Origin of the sequence: Bradyrhizobium septentrionale (genome assembly GCF_011516645.4) — a bacterium.
Taxonomy (GTDB): domain Bacteria; phylum Pseudomonadota; class Alphaproteobacteria; order Rhizobiales; family Xanthobacteraceae; genus Bradyrhizobium; species Bradyrhizobium septentrionale.
The window spans coordinates 2,552,338-2,569,896 of sequence record NZ_CP088285.1; the positions used below are offsets into that span (position 1 = coordinate 2,552,338).

The 17,559-nt window shown below is 64.9% G+C and carries 16 protein-coding genes; 9 read left to right on the forward strand and 7 right to left on the reverse strand.

The genetic code is table 11. The features are described 5' to 3' along the window. Window positions 1-60: 60 nt before the first annotated feature. Entirely contained in the window at window positions 61-1,662 is a 1,602-nt protein-coding gene (locus HAP48_RS13855; protein WP_166213330.1) for a flagellin N-terminal helical domain-containing protein, read from the reverse strand. Between the two features lie 549 nt (window positions 1,663-2,211). Here HAP48_RS13855 and HAP48_RS13860 point away from each other — a divergent pair. The 3 genes from HAP48_RS13860 to HAP48_RS13870 all read left to right on the forward strand — a co-directional run bounded on the left by HAP48_RS13860 (window position 2,212) and on the right by HAP48_RS13870 (window position 4,157). Then, window positions 2,212-2,922 carry a Crp/Fnr family transcriptional regulator gene (locus tag HAP48_RS13860; RefSeq protein WP_035977971.1) on the forward strand — a complete coding sequence of 237 codons (711 nt, stop codon included), beginning with the start codon at window positions 2,212-2,214 and terminating at the stop codon, window positions 2,920-2,922. Between the two features lie 180 nt (window positions 2,923-3,102). Further along, entirely contained in the window at window positions 3,103-3,822 is a 720-nt protein-coding gene (locus tag HAP48_RS13865; RefSeq protein WP_166213329.1) for a Crp/Fnr family transcriptional regulator, read from the forward strand. 86 nt (window positions 3,823-3,908) lie between these two features. Further along, a complete protein-coding gene (locus HAP48_RS13870) occupies window positions 3,909-4,157 on the forward strand; it encodes a hypothetical protein (RefSeq protein WP_166213328.1) in 249 nt (82 codons plus the stop codon). Between the two features lie 16 nt (window positions 4,158-4,173). Here HAP48_RS13870 and HAP48_RS13875 read toward each other — a convergent pair whose 3' ends face one another. Further along, complete coding sequence (locus HAP48_RS13875; RefSeq protein WP_166213327.1) at window positions 4,174-4,782, reverse strand: helix-turn-helix domain-containing protein; 609 nt, start codon at window positions 4,780-4,782, stop codon at window positions 4,174-4,176. A 543-nt stretch (window positions 4,783-5,325) separates the two neighbouring features. On the opposite strand from HAP48_RS13875, the gene HAP48_RS13880 reads away from it, so the two are divergent. Continuing rightward, the gene (locus HAP48_RS13880; protein ID WP_166216410.1) at window positions 5,326-5,748 is read left to right on the forward strand and encodes a hypothetical protein; all 423 of its coding nucleotides are present in this window, start codon (window positions 5,326-5,328) and stop codon (window positions 5,746-5,748) included. A 93-nt stretch (window positions 5,749-5,841) separates the two neighbouring features. Here HAP48_RS13880 and HAP48_RS13885 read toward each other — a convergent pair whose 3' ends face one another. Together HAP48_RS13885 and HAP48_RS13890 are read right to left on the reverse strand one after the other, a co-directional pair. Next, window positions 5,842-6,024: a hypothetical protein gene (locus HAP48_RS13885; protein WP_166213326.1), complete on the reverse strand. Its 183-nt coding sequence runs from the start codon at window positions 6,022-6,024 to the stop codon at window positions 5,842-5,844. A gap of 96 nt (window positions 6,025-6,120) precedes the next feature. Further along, on the reverse strand, window positions 6,121-7,122 hold the full coding sequence (locus tag HAP48_RS13890) for a glycoside hydrolase family 3 protein (RefSeq protein ID WP_166213325.1): 1,002 nt from the start codon (window positions 7,120-7,122) through the stop codon (window positions 6,121-6,123). 159 nt (window positions 7,123-7,281) lie between these two features. Here HAP48_RS13890 and HAP48_RS13895 point away from each other — a divergent pair, with 159 nt between their 5' ends. Beyond that, window positions 7,282-9,354 carry an acetoacetate--CoA ligase gene (locus HAP48_RS13895; protein ID WP_166213324.1) on the forward strand — a complete coding sequence of 691 codons (2,073 nt, stop codon included), beginning with the start codon at window positions 7,282-7,284 and terminating at the stop codon, window positions 9,352-9,354. A gap of 10 nt (window positions 9,355-9,364) precedes the next feature. Here the strand turns inward: HAP48_RS13895 and HAP48_RS13900 are convergent, their stop codons facing one another. Continuing rightward, complete coding sequence (locus tag HAP48_RS13900; protein WP_166213323.1) at window positions 9,365-10,285, reverse strand: LysR substrate-binding domain-containing protein; 921 nt, start codon at window positions 10,283-10,285, stop codon at window positions 9,365-9,367. A 71-nt stretch (window positions 10,286-10,356) separates the two neighbouring features. On the opposite strand from HAP48_RS13900, the gene HAP48_RS13905 reads away from it, so the two are divergent. The 3 genes from HAP48_RS13905 to HAP48_RS13915 are packed head-to-tail and all read left to right on the forward strand — an operon-like array spanning window position 10,357 to window position 13,336. Next, entirely contained in the window at window positions 10,357-11,517 is a 1,161-nt protein-coding gene (locus tag HAP48_RS13905) for a DSD1 family PLP-dependent enzyme (RefSeq protein WP_166213322.1), read from the forward strand. Between the two features lie 17 nt (window positions 11,518-11,534). Continuing rightward, the gene (locus tag HAP48_RS13910) at window positions 11,535-12,191 is read left to right on the forward strand and encodes an HAD-IA family hydrolase (RefSeq protein WP_166213321.1); all 657 of its coding nucleotides are present in this window, start codon (window positions 11,535-11,537) and stop codon (window positions 12,189-12,191) included. A gap of 11 nt (window positions 12,192-12,202) precedes the next feature. Beyond that, window positions 12,203-13,336 (forward strand): threonine synthase, encoded by a 1,134-nt coding sequence (locus HAP48_RS13915; RefSeq protein WP_166213320.1) that lies wholly within the window; start codon window positions 12,203-12,205, stop codon window positions 13,334-13,336. Between the two features lie 32 nt (window positions 13,337-13,368). Here the strand turns inward: HAP48_RS13915 and acmB are convergent, their stop codons facing one another. Both acmB and HAP48_RS13925 read right to left on the reverse strand, forming a co-directional pair. Beyond that, the gene (gene acmB / locus HAP48_RS13920) at window positions 13,369-14,562 is read right to left on the reverse strand and encodes a methyl acetate hydrolase AcmB (protein WP_166213319.1); all 1,194 of its coding nucleotides are present in this window, start codon (window positions 14,560-14,562) and stop codon (window positions 13,369-13,371) included. Window positions 14,563-14,650: 88 nt separating this feature from the next. Next, window positions 14,651-16,291, reverse strand: a complete 1,641-nt coding sequence (locus HAP48_RS13925) for a flavin-containing monooxygenase (RefSeq protein WP_166213318.1) — start codon at window positions 16,289-16,291, stop codon at window positions 14,651-14,653. 311 nt (window positions 16,292-16,602) lie between these two features. Here HAP48_RS13925 and HAP48_RS13930 point away from each other — a divergent pair, with 311 nt between their 5' ends. After that, a complete protein-coding gene (locus HAP48_RS13930; protein WP_166213317.1) occupies window positions 16,603-17,505 on the forward strand; it encodes a helix-turn-helix transcriptional regulator in 903 nt (300 codons plus the stop codon). Window positions 17,506-17,559 lie beyond the last annotated feature (54 nt).

Genomic DNA, 17,559 nt, shown 5'->3' on the forward strand with positions numbered 1-17,559 from the left:
AAGCAAAGGCGGCGGAGTTTCCTCCGCCGCCTCGCTATTTGATGTCTGTCGTGGCTACGCTTAGCGGAGCAGCTGCAGAACGCTCTGCTGCGACTGGTTGGCCAGCGCCAGCGCGGACACCGCGATCGACTGGCGGGTCGACAGCGCCTGGCTGTTGGCCGCTTCCTCGTTGGTGTCGGCCAGCGTCAGGTTGGACGAGCCGGTCTGCAGCACGTTGATCAGGTTCTTCGAGAAGTCCTGGCGGATCTGCACGATCGACAGGTTCGAACCGAGGGTCGAAGCCTGGGTGCGCAGCAGGCCGCTCGCCGAGTTGAGCGTCTTCAGCGTGGCGTTGGCCGAGGCGTTGTCGATGAAGTCGGTGCCGGCCACGAGCTTGGTAAGGTTGAGGCCGGAGGCATCGAAGGTCACGCCCTGGATCTTCAAGGTCGAGGAGCCCGTCTCGTTGAAGGTCAGCTTGAGCTGATCGCCATTGAGCAGGTTGATGCCGTTGTACGACGCGTCCTGGGCCGTCGTGGTGATCTGATCCAGGATGTTGTTGTACTGGTTGACCAGGTTGGCGCGGTTCGCCAGCCCATTGGGATCCTGCACCGGGGCGCTGCCCGCCAGGCCGTTGAACAGCTTGCCGGAAGCGGCTGCCGTGCCACCGATCGTGCCGATGGTCGCGGACGCAGCATCGTTGGTGGTGCTGATGGTGAGCGCACCGCCCGCGCTGAGCGACGCCTGCAGGTTGTTGGCCGACAGTGCGGCGTTCAGGTCGTTGAGGGACTTCACCTTGCCCGTGCCGCTGCCGAAGGTGATGTTGGTGGCGGTGCCGTTGCCGGTCGCGCCGATCGTCAGCGTCAAACCATCCAGCGGTGAAGGCGTTGCCACGGTGCGTGCCGTGGTTCCGGCCGTAAGACCGAAGGCGGCCAGCCCCGAGCCGGAGATGTTGAGATCCTGGGCGGTGCCGGTGCTGATCTGGAGCGCACCACCAGCCGACACGGTGGAGGCGGTGGCCGCGCCGGTGATGCCGTCGATCGCCGTGAGCAGGTCGCCGACCGTCAGCGTGCTGCCCGTGCCGGTGCCGAGGGTCACGTTGCCGGCCGAATCGGTCGTCGAAGTGGTCTGCGAGGTCGAGAACGTGATCGACTTGCCGTTGACGTTGATCACACCGGTCGGGGTCGTCGCCAGGGTATCCGCGTTGGTCGCACTGACGAGCTTGGTGGCGGTCGTGATCGCCGCAGGCGTCGTGAGATTATTGTTGACGGCCGTACCAGCGAGGGTGGCATTGCTGTAGGTGGCGGTGCCCCGAATATCGTCGGTGGTCGCGCCGGTGACCACTGCGGTCGTCACCTGCGATTTCTGGGAATAGCCGACCGCGGCCTGCAGGGCCTGGTTGGCGACCGACTTGGCGCTGTCAACGAGCTTCTGCAGCGAGGTGATGCCGGTGTTGGCCGCCTGCAGCACCTGCACGCCGTTGCCGATGCCGTCCAGCAGGTTGTTGATGTCGCTGGCGCGGTTGTCGAGCGACTGCGCCGTGAAGAAGTTGGTCGGATTGTCGAGCGCAGTGTTGACCTTCTTGCCGGTGGACAAGCGGTTCTGCGTGGTGGCGAGCAGGTCGGCCGTGGACTGCAGCGAAAGCAGATTTTGACGGACCGATGCCGAAAGAACGATGCCGGACATACTGATACCCTTCTGGATGAACACGATTGACGCGACGCCGCAAGTTTCACACGGCGACCCGTGCCACACTGGTCTGTCCGCGCTACCCGTTCGTTAAAGGGCTGGTCCGTACAAATACCCAGAATGGCCTCGCGGGTGATTTACGGGCCGCCTGGCGCTGCCGCTGGATGACGCCGCGCAAGGCCGGCAACGCGCCGTTGTCGCGGCGGCGAATTCGTCTCGCATTTGCAGGACTTGCCGCATCCTGGCGCTGCCGACCAGACAGCCGGAATCACGGCTACGTCGACGCGCGGTCTGCACGGATCAGAGTTAATGGAAATCAATAAATGCGCGCCAAAGCCGCAACCTTTGGTCGCGCGATGCTTGTCGCTCGAATCCATCCCGATGGCCGCGCAGGCCGATGCGGCGGACCGTCCGCCCCCTAGAGGGTATAGAGTTCGCACCACAACCCTTGTGCAATTGGACAGGCAAGCTATGTTCGCTTTCATTCCACACGCCAAGAGTAGGTGATGCGAGACCGTAGTGCTCCCGCCCTCGGCAGGAGCTCCAATGTCCGCGCTATCGCGCCCGCCCAATCGTCTGTTGCAAGCACTTCCCCCCACGGAGTACGCGCAGCTCCATCCGCTTCTGGAAACCGTCGACCTGACCAAGGAAACGGTGCTCGCCGATGCCGGCACACCGGTGCAGCGGGTCTACTTTCCGCACGGCGGCGTGGTCTCGATGGTGGTCAATCTGTCCGACGGGCAATCGGTCGAGATTGCAACCATTGGTCGCGACGGAATCGTCGGTGCATCCGCCGCGCTGCATGAGCGGCCGCCGCTTGCCGACGCGATCGTCGTGGTGCCGGGCACGGCTTCGATGCTGCGGGCGGAGGAGTTCCGCGAGGCAGCAAATCGCAGCGCGGATTTCCGGACCCTGGTCGCGCTCTATGAGCAGGCGCTGATGGCGCAGACGCAGCAATCCGTCGCCTGCAACGTTTCGCATCCGGTGGAGGCACGGCTGTCACGATGGCTGCTGCGCGCGCGCGATCTGTGCGGCAGCGAAGCATTGCCGCTGACCCAGGAGATGCTGGCGCAGATGATCGGCGTCCGCCGCAACGCGGTTTCGATCGTCGCGCACGGGTTTCAGCAGGCCGGCATCCTCCGTTACAGCCGCGGTCATATCGAAATCACCGATATCGACGGTCTGCGGAAGGCGGCGTGTGAATGTTATGCGACCGTCAAGGCGCACGCCGAACAATTGATCGGGCCGGAAGATTGACCGGCGCCGGCCGGCCTGAGCACGCAAACCGCATCATGCGGCGATCGGTCTATTCCTATTGGAACCAAGACGTGTTCCCATTGGAACCAACACGTGCCAGAATAGGTTGCAAGAACGTCCAGCTGCACGCGTCAGCCCTGGTGCCCAGAGACAAAGCTTGCCAGAAGGCAGGAGGTTGCTTTGGATACGGTTCCGCGATCGCCCAACGGATTCCTGTCGTCGCTCTCGGAGAGCGATTTTGAGCTGATCCGGCCGCATCTGCGGACGGTCGACCTCACCGCCGATTCGGTCCTGATCGAGACCGACGAGATGCTCAAGCGGACCTACATGCCGCACAAGGGCGTGATCTCGCTGGTGGTCAAGCTGGCAAGAGGCGAGCGCGTCCAGGTCGCGATGGTCGGCCGCGACAGCATCTATGGTGCTTTCGCCCCGCTCGTCGAAGGGCGGACGTTGAACAACGCGATGGTGCTGGTGCCGGGCATCGCCTCGACGATCGAGCTCGAGCCGTTGCGGGCAGCTGCCGGCCAGAGCCCGACGCTGCGCGCGATGTTGATCCGGCATGGGCTCGCCGTCTATGCCCAGATCCAGCAGACGGCGGGCTGCAACGCCGCCCACACCGTGGAGTCGCGGCTGGCACGATGCCTGCTGCAGACGCGCGATCTCTCCGGCAGCAACAAGATCGTCCTGACGCAGGAGGCGATGGCGCAGATGATCGGCGCACGCCGCAACAGCGTTTCGCTGGTTGCGCACACCCTGCAACAGGCGAACTTCATCCACTACAGCCGTGGTCACATCGAGATCACCAACGCGGATGGACTGATCAGGACCGCGTGCGAATGCTACGCCACGGTCAAGGCGCAATATGCGCGGCTACTGAGTTGCCAGGAAACCAGCAACTGAGCGCCAAGCCGTACTTCTACGGTTTACGATTTTCACCGTCGGATAACGCTGAATCCCCAGAATTGCGTGGACGCACGGGGGAGCTGATGTTCACGTACCAGACGACCGATCGCAAGGAGGCCCGCCGCTTCCGCATGGCCCAGTTCAACGGCCGGCCCGCCACGGTCCGGTCCGCCGGCGCGACCGTGACGGGACGCGTGCGCGCGATTGTCGAAAGCAGGTCCGGCGCGACGGCAGCCTGGGTGGTCACGATCGTTCCGGACGAACCGAAGGCCGCTGCCCCGGCAGCCCGGCCCGCACCGCGCCTGTGCTTCGCCGCGGAAGACGATTTCTGAGAGCCGCCACCCCCGCTCAGGCGGAGTGCAGCAGAGCCTTGCGGACGAGATCGGCGGTGTTGCGCGCACCGAGTTTGCGCATGGCCTCGGCGCGATGGCTCTCGAACGTGCGCGGGCTGATGTTCATCCGCAGCGCGCCCTGCTTGTTGGAGTAGCCGTCGCTGATCAGGCTGAGCACCTCACGCTCGCGCTTGGTCAACGGCTTGCGCCCGGCCTCCGGCGCGAAAATGATTTCGGGCGACCTTGAACCCGCCGGCTTGTCGTCCCCCGGCGGCTTGAGATCGGCGGCCGGTATCGCGTTCGGATAGAGATCGGAAATCTGCTTCAGCATCGCGGACACCCGCTCGGTCTGCTCGAGCGCGTTCTCGATCACCTGGCGCAGATAGACGCCGTTGCCGGGGGCGTGCGCGAACTGATGGCTGTGCTGCTTGAGCTCATTCATATAGAGCAGCAGCGCCGTCACGGGTCCGTTGAACTGGCGGACGATCGCGGCGCCGGCGTCCGTGGCCACCTGCGCCCGCGGGGCGGCGGCCTCCGGAAGCTCGAGCGGCGGCGTTTCGAGCGATGCGGTTCCACCCACCCAGGTCGGAAGGCGCACCTCGGCCCGATTGTCATGCTGCGTCATAAGTATGGTTTACCAAAGGTGAACTTGTGGCCGCGTTAACGGGGGACTCCGTAAAACTACGGGTGACGCAACTGTGACCTCGGGCCCCGACCCGCCAAGCAGGCGCAGATTACCGCTGATTTGGCAACGAAAGTCGCATATTCGAGTCGAATGACAGTATTCTTACGGGAATACCGGGCCGGCTTCGTCCCGGCCGCTTCACGGTCAGGCGTTTACCTTCGGCGGTTCGGCCGCTCGCCTCTCAGCCCCGTTTTGGGTTGCACTGTCCAAGACCTGGGCCGCGGCTCGGCCTTCAGGACCGAAGGAACTTTTGCAGGAACCGTCCCGAAAGAACGAACCTGAACCACCAATACGCCATCCGCTGGGTCGACATCGATCATCCCTCTGGGGCATTGGAATGGCACCGGCATACAGCACGGCGGCGCCTATGCGTGTGAGGCAGTTCACATCGGCCCAACGCGACAGGTCAGGCGAATGTCAATTTACAGCCGCGGCAGGCGCCGCGATGATCGCCGCCTCTCGAACAACAATGAGGGCGCGGCAATGCAGCGAGGGCGGAACGGATCCTGGATGACGATGGCGGCGCTGGCCGCAGCACTGCTGGTCGGCGCCACCGCGCAAGCCCAGACCCCGCCGACCAGCGATGCAGCGCCGACGGCGGACAACGCCGTCATGCTCACGATCTTCTTCAAGCATGATCAGTCGCGCCCGCTCAGCGAGTTGAACGCGCAGCTGGAGCGGCAGGGCTTCTACAAGGCGTTTCCGCCCGAAGGTGTCGAGGTCGTCAGCTGGTACGTGATGATGGGTGTCGGCCAGGTGGTGACGCTGCGGCTGCCGGCATCGCGGTTGCGCGAGGTCAACCGCATCATCGAGAACAGCGCGTGGGGCGCCTATCACACCGAGTTCTACCCGACCTATGACTACAAGGCGATTGGGATCGGCAATCACGAAAAGGCAAAGCAGTAGCTGATGCATCGAGACTCGAGCTGGAGCCGCGGTCGCGCGCCGGACTAGCCGGTTCTGCGTAAGACCGGCCTCGCGATTGGATCGATTCACCGCCTACGCGTGGGCCCGCGAGCGCTGGCTCAGCCGCTTTGCCAGGATCCGCAGATCTTCGCTGCGCCCGCTACAAAGCAGGCGGGTGAATTCGTCGGGATCGATAGAGGCAGGCGGAAGATCGGCGGGGTTGCGGGCGACGCGGCGCAGCCAGGTCAATCGGAAGAGACGCTTGAGCATCTTCATGGTTGTTAGCCCCGATGAGCGTCAGTGTTAAATCGCGGTCATGAAATTTGGTTCCGTCCCCTGTGGTCGCTCGGCGCAAAATTTGGTTCAACGCCATCAGGCGAGCAGCGCCTTGCGCTTTTGCACGCGCGCAAAGGATCGCTGCACCGCGGCTTGATCCAGCGCCCCGTCCTGCACCGCACGCGCGACCGCCGCGGCGATGCCGGCCATCTCCTGCTCCTGGTCGAACAGATTGTTGCCGATGCAGATCATATCCATGCCGGCGGCGATCGCCTGCAGGCTGGCCGCGCCGGTGCCCAGCGCCTTCTGTAGCCCTTGCATCTGCATGTCGTCGGTGATCAGCAGCGTCTCCGGCAAGCGGCCGCGGAGCCGGCCGATCCCTCTCGATGACAACGTCATCGGATGCTGCGCGTCCCACTGCCGGACAATGGCGTGGCTGACCAGCACCGCATCGCCGAAGGTGTGCGGCGCCAGCGCGTAGAACAGCTCCTCCTGCTCCGGCCGCAACGCATCGGAAATGTCCATGAACTCCATATGGGAATCGACGTGCGCGCCGCCGATGCCCGGATAATGCTTGAGGCAAAGCCCGACGCCTGCCTGCCGCGCCGCGGCGTCGACCAGGCCGGCATTGGCCTCGACCTCGCCGATATCGGCCGAATAGGATCGCTTGACCCTGCCGATATTGGGATTGTCAGGGTTAAAGTCGACGTCGATGACAGGCGCGAAATTGAAGCGGATGCCGAGCCGGCGCAGCTCGCGATAGCTTGCCTGCAGGATGGCCTGCTTCTCGGGGGTGGCGAGCAGATTAAAGTCCTTCGCGCTCGGCAGCGGCTGAAAGCCAAGGCCATCCTTGAGCCGGCGCACCAGACCGCCCTCCTGGTCGATGAAGACCAGCGGCCGCGACGGCAGCGCCGCGATCTCGGCGCAGAGCGACTGCACCTGTTCAGGCGACGCGATGTTGTTGTCGTATTGCCGGGTCTGGCAGGAATAATCGAACAGGATCACCCCGCCGAGCCCGAACCGCGCGGCAAATTCGCTCAGCCAGGGCGGGACGACCTTGCCGTAGAAGCCGAGGATGAAGAGTTCGCCGACGGACATCGCAGCTCTCTATCGGATGCGCACGGAATCAGCCTTGCACCCGACGGCATAGCACGCTGCGACGGCGGTAAGAATATGACGCAAGCCGTGGCTCGACTGCGTTCCCCGTGCCTGCGTCACCATGTTAAGACAGCGCCGCACGCCATATGCGCGCACGCCATGACAAAGAAAATCCGGAAACCACCCATGACCGCACCTTACGTCCCGCAAATGGCCCTTTATCGCCAATGGCTGAAGCAGACGCGCGGCCTTGAATTTGCTGACTTCGAGGCGATGCGGCGCTGGTCGGTCACCGATATCGACGGATTCTGGCAGAGCGTCTGGGATTATTTCGATCTGCGCTCGCCGACGCCGCATTCGGCGGTGCTGGCCGAGCGCAAGATGCCGGGCGCGGTGTGGTTTCCCGGCGCTTCGGTGAATTATGCGCGCCAGGTCTTCCGTCATGTCGCGCCGGCGCATGCCGCGGGGCTGCCGGCCTTGATCGCGAGCGGCGAGGACGGCAAGCTCTCGGAGACGAGCTGGCCGGAGCTGCAGCGCAAATCGGCCGCGCTGGCGCTGCATCTGAAGGCCAACGGCGTGCGCCGGGGCGATCGCGTCGCGGCCTATCTGCCGAACATCCCCGAGACCATCATCGCGTTTCTCGCGACCGCGAGCCTGGGTGCGATCTGGAGCGTCTGCGCGCCGGATATGGCGGCACCCGCGGTGATCGACCGCTTCAAGCAGATCGAGCCCAAGGTGCTGATCGCCTGCGATGCCGTGACCTATGCCGGCCGCCGCCATGACCGGCAAGGTGTGATCGAGGAGCTGCGGCGCGCGCTGCCGACGGTGCAGCACGTCATCCTGCACAGCGAAGCCGCGCCAGCCGAGACGCGGCTGTCGTCCATCCTCGCGGGCGAGAGTGCGGAGATCGACGCCTTCGAGCCGGAATGGCTGCCGTTCGATCACCCGCTCTGGATCGTCTATTCCTCAGGCACCACGGGATTGCCGAAGCCGATCCTGCACAGCCATGGCGGCATCATCGTGGTGGCGCTGCCGCTCTCGACGCTGCACAACGACATCGGCTGCAGCTATCAGCCGAACTCGTTCGGCGAACGCTTTCATTGGTACTCGTCGACCGGCTGGATCATGTGGAATTGCCAGGCCAACGGCCTGCTCAACGGCACCACCTGCTGCATCTTCGACGGCAGTCCCGGCGGCAGCAAGGACAAGCCAGACTGGACCAGTCTGTGGCGCTTCGTCGCCGATGCCAAGGCGACCTTCTTCGGCGCGGGCGCGGCGTTCTTCGCCAATTGCACCAAGGCCGAGATCGATCTCACTGCTGTGGGCGATCTCTCGGACCTGCGCACGCTGGGCTCGACCGGCTCGCCGCTCAGCGCCGATACGCAAGCCTGGTTCAACGAGCGCTTCGCCGCGCTTTCGAAGCGCAACGGCAACGCCGCGCAGGCCGATATGTGGTGGGCCAATATTTCCGGCGGCACCGATTTCGCCGGCGCCTTCATCGGCGGCAATCGCGAACTGCCGCAGACGCCGGGCATCATGCAATGCCGCCTGCTCGGCTGCGCGGTGGAGGCCTTCGACGAGCAGGGCCGCGCCGTGATCGACGAGGTCGGCGAGCTCGTCTGCACCGAGCCGTTGCCCTCGATGCCGCTGCGGTTCTGGAACGATCCCGGCGACGCACGCTATCTTTCCAGTTACTTCGAAACCTATCCCGACAATTTCGACGGAAGCGGCCGCGGCCCGGTGTGGCGGCATGGCGACTGGCTCAAGATCAACCCCGACGGCTCCTGCGTGATCTACGGCCGTAGCGACGCCACCATCAACCGCCACGGCTTGCGGATGGGCACCAGCGAGCTCTATTCGGCGATCGAGGCGCTGCCCGAGGTGCTGGACTCGATGGTCGTCGACCTCGAATATCTCGGACGCGACAGCTACATGCCGCTGTTCGTGGTGCTGCGCGAGGGCGTTGCCCTCGATGCCGCGATGAAGGCAAAAATCAACAAGGCGGTCGAGGCCGGGCTGTCGCGCCGCTTCCTGCCGAACGACATCTTCGTCGTGGCGGAAATTCCGCGCACGCTGTCCGGCAAGAAGCAGGAGCTGCCGGTCAAGAAGCTGTTGCTCGGCCATGCGGTCGAGAAGGTCATCAACCGCGATGCGATGGCCAATCCCGGCTGCCTCGACTGGTATCTCGACTTTGCCAGGAGCTATCTGAGCAAGCAGGCCGGCGTGGCGTAGGCGATTGCAGTCATCGCGGCCTGCCGCGCCAGGGCGGCGGCGAGAGGGCCGCGCGCAGATGCTCCACGAAGGCCTGCGTGCGCCGGGCCCGGCCACTGCGGCCGGGGTTGAGCAGTGCAACGATGTCGGCTGGCGGCAGACGGTGGTTCGGCAGGACACGCACCAGCCGGCCACAGGCGAGGTCCTCGGCGACATCCCATTCCGACCTGACGATCAGGCCGTGGTCCGCCAGCGCCCAGGCCTTCACCACCTCGCCGTCATTGCTCGACAGCATCGGCTCGATCCGGATGACATCAGGCGCCGCCGCAGCACGCCGGCGCGAGAACCGCCAGAGCGTCACGTCCTCCTCGTTCTCGCGCAACGCGATGCAATCATGCCCACGCAGATCCTGCGGGCTCGCCGGCGTTCCGCGGCGCTTCAGATAGGCCGGCGAGGCGCAGAGATAGCGCTCGTTCGGCGCGAGACGCAGCAAACGCAGCGTGGAATCCGTCAAGGCGCCGATGTGGATCATGACGTCCCACGCACCGGCGGCGCGTCCGGGCCGATCGGACAGTTCGAGCTCGACCGATACGTCGGGGTGGCGGGACCGGAAGGCGGCGACGGCCGGGGCAATGTAGCGACGCCCGAAGCCGAGCGGCGCAAGGATCTTCAGATGGCCCGAGATGGTTCCGCGACGCGTCTGCAGCGCTTCCGTCAACTCCGTCGCCTCGTCGAGCAGCGCGCCGCCGCGCAACACCAGGAGCTCGCCCTCATCGGTCAGCGTCAGCCGCCGGGCCGAACGGCTGACCAGTTGAACGCCCAAGCGCTGCTCGAGGCTCTGCAGCCGCTGCGAGACCGCCGATGGCGTGACGTCGAGCGCCCGCGCCGCGGCCGCCAGCGAGCGGGCTGTAGCGATCGCTGTGAAAAAGCGGATGTCGTCGGTCGAGATCATTAAGTCCAGACTTAATATAGGAATGACATTCGGTAAATTGCACTTAGCATGGAAACGGCTAGTCTCGCCGCATGTCATTAGCCCCCGTTTCGACGACAACGCATTCCCTCGCCGGGATCGAGACGCCCTGCCTGATTCTCGACGAGGACCGGATGCTGCACAACATCGCGCGCCTGAAGACGCGGCTGGCGCGGCTCGGCGTGCCGCTGCGCCCGCATCTGAAGACCGCGAAATCAATTCCGGCGGCGCGCGCTGTGATGGACAGTGCGGCCGGCCCGGCCGCGGTCTCGACCCTGCAGGAGGCGGAGGTGTTTGCCGCGGCGGGCGTAACGGACATCCTCTATGCCGTCGGCGTCGCGCCGCAGAAGCTCGATCGCGTGGCCGCGCTGCGGCGGCGGGGCGTGGACCTGTCCGTGGTGCTCGACAGCGTGGAACAGGCCGCGGCCGTCACCGCAATGGCGCGCATGACCAACGACCGCATTCCCGTGCTGATCGAGATCGATTGCGACGGCCATCGCGCCGGGGTCGGTGCTGATGACCCGCTGCTGGTCGAGATCGGCCGCGCGCTGCATCAAGGTGGTGCCGAATTGCGCGGCGTCATGGCCCACGCCGGCGAATCCTATTCCTGCCGCAGCGTGGCGGCGCTCGAACAAGCCGCCGAACAGGAGCGCGCCGCCGCGGTGGCCTGCGCCGAGGTGCTGCGCTCGGCGGGACTGCCCTGCCCCGTGGTCAGCGTCGGCTCGACGCCGACAGCGCATTTCGCACGCCGGCTCGATGGCGTCACCGAGGTGCGCGCCGGCGTCTTCATGATGTTCGATCTGGTGATGGCCGGAATCGGGGTCTGCGCGGTCGCGGACATTGCGCTGTCGGTGCTCGCGACGGTGATCGGCCATCGCGCCGATCGCGGCTGGACCTTCATCGACGCGGGCTGGATGGCACTGTCGCGCGATCGCGGTACCGCGAAACAGCCGATCGACCAGGGCTACGGCATCGTCTGCGATATCGATGGACGGCCCTATCCCGATTTGATCGTGACCGAAACCAATCAGGAGCACGGCATCATCGCCGTCCGTCCCGGCAGCACCGCGCCGCAGGCCGCGCTGCCTGTCGGCACGAAGGTGCGGATCTTGCCGAACCATGCCTGCGCGACCGGAGCCCAGCACGACCGCTATCACGTCATTGCCGCCGGCTCGGACGCCGTCAGGCAATGGGAACGGTTTCGCGGATGGTAGAAGACGGCGCTCAGCCCATGATTCGAGCCTATGACGCCGTTCTGTTCGATCTCTTGACCGCGCTGCTCGACAGCTGGACGCTCTGGAACAAGGTCGCGGGCTCCGATGAAGCCGGGCTGCGCTGGCGGGCCGAGTACCTCAAGAACACCTACGCCACTGGACGCTATCGGCCCTATGAGGATCTGGTGGGCGAGGCCGCGCACAATGTCGGGCTGCCCTTCGAACGTGCCGAGGAGCTTGGCGCGCGCTACGCGGAGCTCGATCCCTGGCCCGAGGTGCGCGAGGTGCTGCGGACGCTGCACGAGGCCGGCGTCGCGCTCGGCGTCGTGACGAACTGCTCGGAGCGGCTCGGCCGCATCGCAGCCGAGCGGATCGGCGTTCCCCTCGCTGTCTTCGTGACGGCCGAGCGCGCCGGCTATTACAAGCCGCGGCCACAACCCTACCAGCTCGCGCTCGACGAACTGCCGGTGCCGGCCAATCGATGCCTGTTTGTCGCGGGATCGGCGTATGATCTGTTCGGCACGGCACGTGTGCACTTGCCGACCTGGTGGCATAATCGGGCCGGAATGAACCTGCCGGAAGGGGCGCCCGCCCCGATCGTGGTTCGTGACAAGCTTGCGACCCTGCCGGCTTTCGTGCTCGGTCGCGACGCGTCCGGCCCGCCCGCGACTTGAGGACTGAATTGATGCCATCACCCAGCTACATCGACCCGCTCACCGGAAAGCTTTATCCGCTGGATGTCCCGCGCTGGTGCTCCGACGAGGGCAAGCCGCTGCTGATCACACCGCTGCCGGGCATATCCCGCGACGACATCGATCGTGGGACGCGGTCGCTGTGGCGCTATCGCGCGGCGCTGCCGGTCGAGATCAGGCAGCCGATCACGATGGGTGAAGGCTGCACGCCTGTCGTCGAGAAGCCGTGGGATGAGCTGCGGCCGCACTTCAAGCTCGAATGGTTCAATCCGACCTCGAGTTTCAAGGATCGCGGCACCACGGTGATGCTCTCCTTCCTGCGCCAGCTCGGCGTCGATGCGGTGCTGGAGGACTCCTCCGGCAATGGCGGCGCCTCCGTTTCGGCCTATGGCGCGGCCGGCGGCATGCGGGTCCGGATCCTTGCGCCGGCGACGACGTCGCCGATGAAGGTGGCGCAGATGCACGCCTTCGGCGCCGAGGTGCAGCTGGTCGAAGGGCCGCGCGAGGAATCCGAGGCGGAAGCGATCCGCCAATCGAAACAGATCTTCTATTCCAGCCACAACTGGCAGCCGTTCTTCCTGCAGGGCACCAAGTCGCTGGCTTACGAGATCTGGGAGGATTTCGGTTTCACCGCGCCCGACAATATCATCATGCCGGTCGGCGCCGGCAGCAGCCTGCTCGGCTGCTATATCGGCTTCAAGGAGCTGCTGGCGGCCGGACAGATCGCGCGGCTGCCGCGCCTGTTTGCCGCGCAGCCGCTGAACTGCTCGCCGGTCGATGCCAGTTTTGCCGCCGGCCTCGACACGCCGGTCGATCGCGCGGTCCGCAAGACCATCGCCGAGGGCACCGCGATCAAGCATCCGCTGCGGCTGAAGCAGATGATCGCGGCGCTGAGGGAGAGCGGCGGCGGCACCGTCGCGATCCCCGAAGACGGCATCGTCGCCGCATTGAAGCGGCTGGCGCACACCGGCCTGTTCGTCGAGCCGACCTCGGCCTCGGCTGCCGCCGCGCTCGACGTGCTGAAGCAACGCGGCGCGATCCGTCCGGCGGAGCGCACCGTCGTCATCATCAGCGGCACCGGCATCAAGGCGGCGTCGCTGATCACGGAGTTGCTCGCAAACGGCTGAAACGTCCTCAACCGCGAGAGAGGCTGCGAGTCCTAACCCGCCTTGCGCATCTTCAGGGCTTCGTAGAACGCCGTCTCGAAATTCATGTAGCCGATGAAGGATGTCGGATCGCCGAACGGCAGGATCTGGGTCGCCCAGAATCCGCCGAACCCGTTCTGGCGGTCGATCCAGTAGAACAGGTTGGCGAGGCCGGCCCAGCCGAGCGCGCCGGCGGGGCGGCCCGTCGGGGCCTGCTCGTCATTGATCATGAAGCTCAGCGCCCAGGACTTCGACTGGCCGGGGAAGAACTCGGCGTCGTTGGCGAGCGCGGTGATCACGCCGGTGATGGCGGTGACCTTGTTGTTGCCGAGATGGTTCTTTTCTGCCATCCGCACGGTCTCTGCCTTCAGGACGCGCCCGTGTTCGCCGGCCCCGTCGTTCAGCCACATCCGGATGAAGCGCATGTAGTCGCCGATGGTGCCGTAAAGCCCGTGGCCGCCCATGTGGATTTCCGGATTGGCCGGCAGCTCGAAATCCATCGGCGTGAGCGAGCCGTCGGCGTTGCGGGCGTGAATGCCGGCGAGCCGGCGACGCATCGCGTCGGTGAGCTCGAATGACGTGTCCTTGATGCCGAGCGGTTCGAAGATACGCGTCCTGAAGACCTCGCCGAGCCGGCGGCCGGCGATCGCTTCGACGATCTGGCCGCACCAATCCATGTTGGTGCCGTATTCCCATCGCTCACCCGGATCGAACAGCAGTGGGGTCATCAGCGACGCCTTGGACGCGGTGATGACGCTGGGCTGCCCCTTCTCCTGCGCGAGGCGGTTGTAGGTGTGGTTGATGAAGTCGTAGCTCAGACCTGCGCTATGGACCATCAGCATGCGCGTGGTGATGTCGCGCTTCGGCGCACGGAGCCGCGGCTCGCCCTTGTCGTCAAAACCTTCGATGACCTGGAGCTTGCCGATGTCGGGCGCATAGGTCTTGGCCGGCGCATCGAGATCGAGCTTGCCCCCCTCGACGAGTTGCAGCACGGCCGTCCCGGTGATCGCCTTGGTGGTGGAGAAGATCGCGAACACGCTGTCGGTCGTCATGTCCGCCGCCTGGTCGAGGCGGCGCTTGCCGGCGGCGCCTTCATAGATGTTGCGATGGCGATCGGTCACCATGGCAACGACGCCGGGAACGCGCGGGCTGGATGTCACGACGCCGTCGAGAATCGCATCTGCTGCCGCACTGAAATTCGTGCTCATTGTCGTCCTCCCATATTTGCTTTGTGATGTGATCGATCGTGGCGGCGCCGCAGGTCAGAAGACCGCAGCGCCGGATCACGACCAGGCGCTACTGCATGGCAAAACCCTGATAGCCACTCGCGGCAACCTCGTCGCATTTCTGGCGATAGGTGCCGACGCCGCCGCAATAGGACAGCACCCGGCGCGGCTTGCCCTCGACATTCGAGCCCAGGTACCAGGAGTTGGTCTTCGCGATCAGCGTTGCGTTGGCGGTCTCGTCGTGATGCGCCACCCACTGATCCTCGGTGTCCATGGTCGGCTCGATGACGTTGAGGCTCTTGCCGCGCAAATACTTGATGCAGTCGGCGATCCACTCGACCTGCTGCTGCAGGCACGTGGTCATGTTGCAGAGCGCGGCCGAGGGCGCGAGCGGCACCGCGGTTGTGAACAGGTTCGGATAGCCGTGAACCTGCAGGCCCATCGTGGTGCGGATGTCGCGGCCCCAATCCTCCTTCAACGACCGGCCGTCGCGACCGCGGATGTCGATGCGCGTCAATGCGCCCGTGCCGGCGTCGAACCCTGTCGCCAGGATGATGACGTCGAGCTCGTGAACAGTGCCGTCGGCGGTCTGGATGCCCTCGGGCGTGATGCGCGCGATCGGATTGCCCCTGACGCTGACGATCTCGACATTGGGCCGGAGGAAGGCTTCGAGGAAATTGCTCTCCAGCGGCACCCGGTGCGTGCCAAAGCCGTAATCCGACGGAATCAGCAACTCGCACAGCTTGGGATCCTTGATCCGCTCGCGCATCTTCTCGCGCACGAATTCGGTGATCTCGGCGTTGATGGATTCGTCGAAGAACAGTTCGGCGAAGGATGCAACCCACAATTTGAGGGATCCGTCGTTCCAGCAGTCCTCGATCACCTGGCGACGCTGCTGCGGCGTCAGATCGGCCCAGGCGTGCTCGAAGTCGAACTCGAATCCGGTGAACGTCTTCGGCAGCCGTTCGGTAAGGAACTTGAATTTCGACTTGTATGCTTCGGCATCCGACGCATCCCATTTCGGGTTCTTCATCGGGATGCTGTATTGCGGCGTGCGGATGAACACCTTGAGATGACCGGCCTCTGCCGCGATCGTCTGGATCACCTGGATTCCGGTCGCGCCGTTGCCGACCACGCCGACGCGTTTGCCGGCGAGCTCGATCGGCCCCTTGGGCCAGCGCGCGGTGTGGAACAGCTTGCCCTTGAATGTCTCCTGTCCCGGGAAGGACACGTGCGGGGCCGAGAGCATGCCGCAGCAGGTGACCAGGAACTGGGTGTCGATCACATCGCCCTGGTCGGTCGTCACCAGCCAGCGTTGCGTCGCCTCGTTGAAGTGCGCGCTCCTGACCGTGGTGCTGAACTGGATTTCCTTCTTGAGGTCGAGGCGGTCGGCGACATAGTTCAGCCAGCGCTCGATTTCCGGCTGGCCCGGGAACCGCTCGCTCCAGCTCCAGCCTTTGTAGAGATCCTCGGAGAACAGGTACTGATAGGTGTGGCCTTCGGAATCGAAGCGCGCGCCGGGATAGCGGTTCCAGTACCAGGTGCCGCCGACGCCTGACCCGGCATCGATCGCCCTGACGTTCAGTCCCTGCTCGCGCAGGCGGAACAGCTGATAGAGACCGGCGACGCCGGCGCCGACGACAACGGCGTCGAGCTTGGTCGTGGCACGCGCACCATTGCTTCCGTTGGACCTTGTGACGGCCTCGGTCATTGTTTCCTCCTGTGTTTTGCTTCACACACGCTCCCACCCCGCCGTGTCGCCGGATGATGGTGCGTTGCGTCAATTGGGTCTCGGCCGCACGCAGTGTGCCGAAACGCAGGGCAGGCTACGGGCCGTTCGACCTGATGGCTTGGATGAAACCGACAATCTCTTGAACGCCGCCGTTCAATCGAACCACCGGCCATTGGTCGGCTTGGCAACCGGCGAAAGTGGCCTATTCTGCGCCCAGCCATCCGGCCAAGAAGCAGCGGTCAACTGCGCCAGGGATTCCAGGGACAGACTCCAAGGAGGAGGCTCGCGCGATGGGCCAGTTGATCACGGTCGAGGAGCTGCCGCGCTACGCTCCCGGCGAGCTGAAGCTGGATAGTGCGGCGGTCGGGCGGAACGATTTCCGGCTGCGGATTTTCCGTTATGCGCCGTCGGACATCTGGGTTCCGCCGTCGGCCAACTTCCTCCTCGTGCTCTATCGCGACGGCGTGACGTCGATGAATCGGCGTGTCACCGGCGCGTGGAAGCAGGATCACGTCGGTCGCGGCGTCACCTCATTGCTGACCCGCGCGGAGCCATCGAGCTGGCACTGGAAGAATGACATCGAGGTCACCCATTTCTATATCGCTCCCGCGCTCATGATGAAGACCGCGAGCGATGCCTTCGACCGCGATGCCGAGACGATCGAACTGCACGATTTGCTCAAGGCCGAAGATCCGATGCTGACCTGGATCAACGACCAGATGGTTCAGGAGGTTGCCGCAGGAGGTCCGGGCGGACGCCTCTGCTATGACGCGCTGGCATTGCAGACGAGCGTGCACATCCTGCGCAAATATGCGGCGATCGAGTTCAAGATGCCGTGCGCGCAGGGGCGTTTCAGGCCGGCGCATGCAAGGCTGATCGAGGACTATATCGAACAGAACATCTTCCGAAACATCACGCTGGAGGAGCTGGCGACCATCTGCAATTGCACGCCGATCCAGTTCGCCCGCAAATTCCGGGTGCATTACGGCATGCGGCCGCATGCCTATGTGCTGCGGCGCAAGGTGGAGCATGCGTGCCAGCATCTGCGCAAGGACCGCGTGGCGCTGAAGGAGATCGCGCTGCTTGCCGGCTTCGCCGACCAGAGCCATCTCAACCGCGTGTTCCGGCAGCACATGAACGTGACGCCGGCGGAATACCGCAGGCAAGTCTGCGAGCACACCGCGCAGGCGTGAGAGCGCGACGCTGGCGGACCCTGCAACGGACTCACACCTTGTCGCGGCGGGCCC

Coding starts and splice junctions, on each gene's coding strand:
- HAP48_RS13855 (WP_166213330.1), bottom strand. CDS start 1,662: ATGTCCGGCATCGTTCTTTCGGCATCGGTCCGTCAAAATCTGCTTTCG.
- HAP48_RS13860 (WP_035977971.1), top strand. CDS start 2,212: ATGTCCGCGCTATCGCGCCCGCCCAATCGTCTGTTGCAAGCACTTCCC.
- HAP48_RS13870 (WP_166213328.1), top strand. CDS start 3,909: ATGTTCACGTACCAGACGACCGATCGCAAGGAGGCCCGCCGCTTCCGC.
- HAP48_RS13875 (WP_166213327.1), bottom strand. CDS start 4,782: ATGACGCAGCATGACAATCGGGCCGAGGTGCGCCTTCCGACCTGGGTG.
- HAP48_RS13880 (WP_166216410.1), top strand. CDS start 5,326: ATGCAGCGAGGGCGGAACGGATCCTGGATGACGATGGCGGCGCTGGCC.
- HAP48_RS13885 (WP_166213326.1), bottom strand. CDS start 6,024: ATGAAGATGCTCAAGCGTCTCTTCCGATTGACCTGGCTGCGCCGCGTC.
- HAP48_RS13890 (WP_166213325.1), bottom strand. CDS start 7,122: ATGTCCGTCGGCGAACTCTTCATCCTCGGCTTCTACGGCAAGGTCGTC.
- HAP48_RS13895 (WP_166213324.1), top strand. CDS start 7,282: ATGACAAAGAAAATCCGGAAACCACCCATGACCGCACCTTACGTCCCG.
- HAP48_RS13900 (WP_166213323.1), bottom strand. CDS start 10,285: ATGATCTCGACCGACGACATCCGCTTTTTCACAGCGATCGCTACAGCC.
- HAP48_RS13905 (WP_166213322.1), top strand. CDS start 10,357: ATGTCATTAGCCCCCGTTTCGACGACAACGCATTCCCTCGCCGGGATC.
- HAP48_RS13910 (WP_166213321.1), top strand. CDS start 11,535: ATGATTCGAGCCTATGACGCCGTTCTGTTCGATCTCTTGACCGCGCTG.
- HAP48_RS13915 (WP_166213320.1), top strand. CDS start 12,203: ATGCCATCACCCAGCTACATCGACCCGCTCACCGGAAAGCTTTATCCG.
- acmB (WP_166213319.1), bottom strand. CDS start 14,562: ATGAGCACGAATTTCAGTGCGGCAGCAGATGCGATTCTCGACGGCGTC.
- HAP48_RS13925 (WP_166213318.1), bottom strand. CDS start 16,291: ATGACCGAGGCCGTCACAAGGTCCAACGGAAGCAATGGTGCGCGTGCC.
- HAP48_RS13930 (WP_166213317.1), top strand. CDS start 16,603: ATGGGCCAGTTGATCACGGTCGAGGAGCTGCCGCGCTACGCTCCCGGC.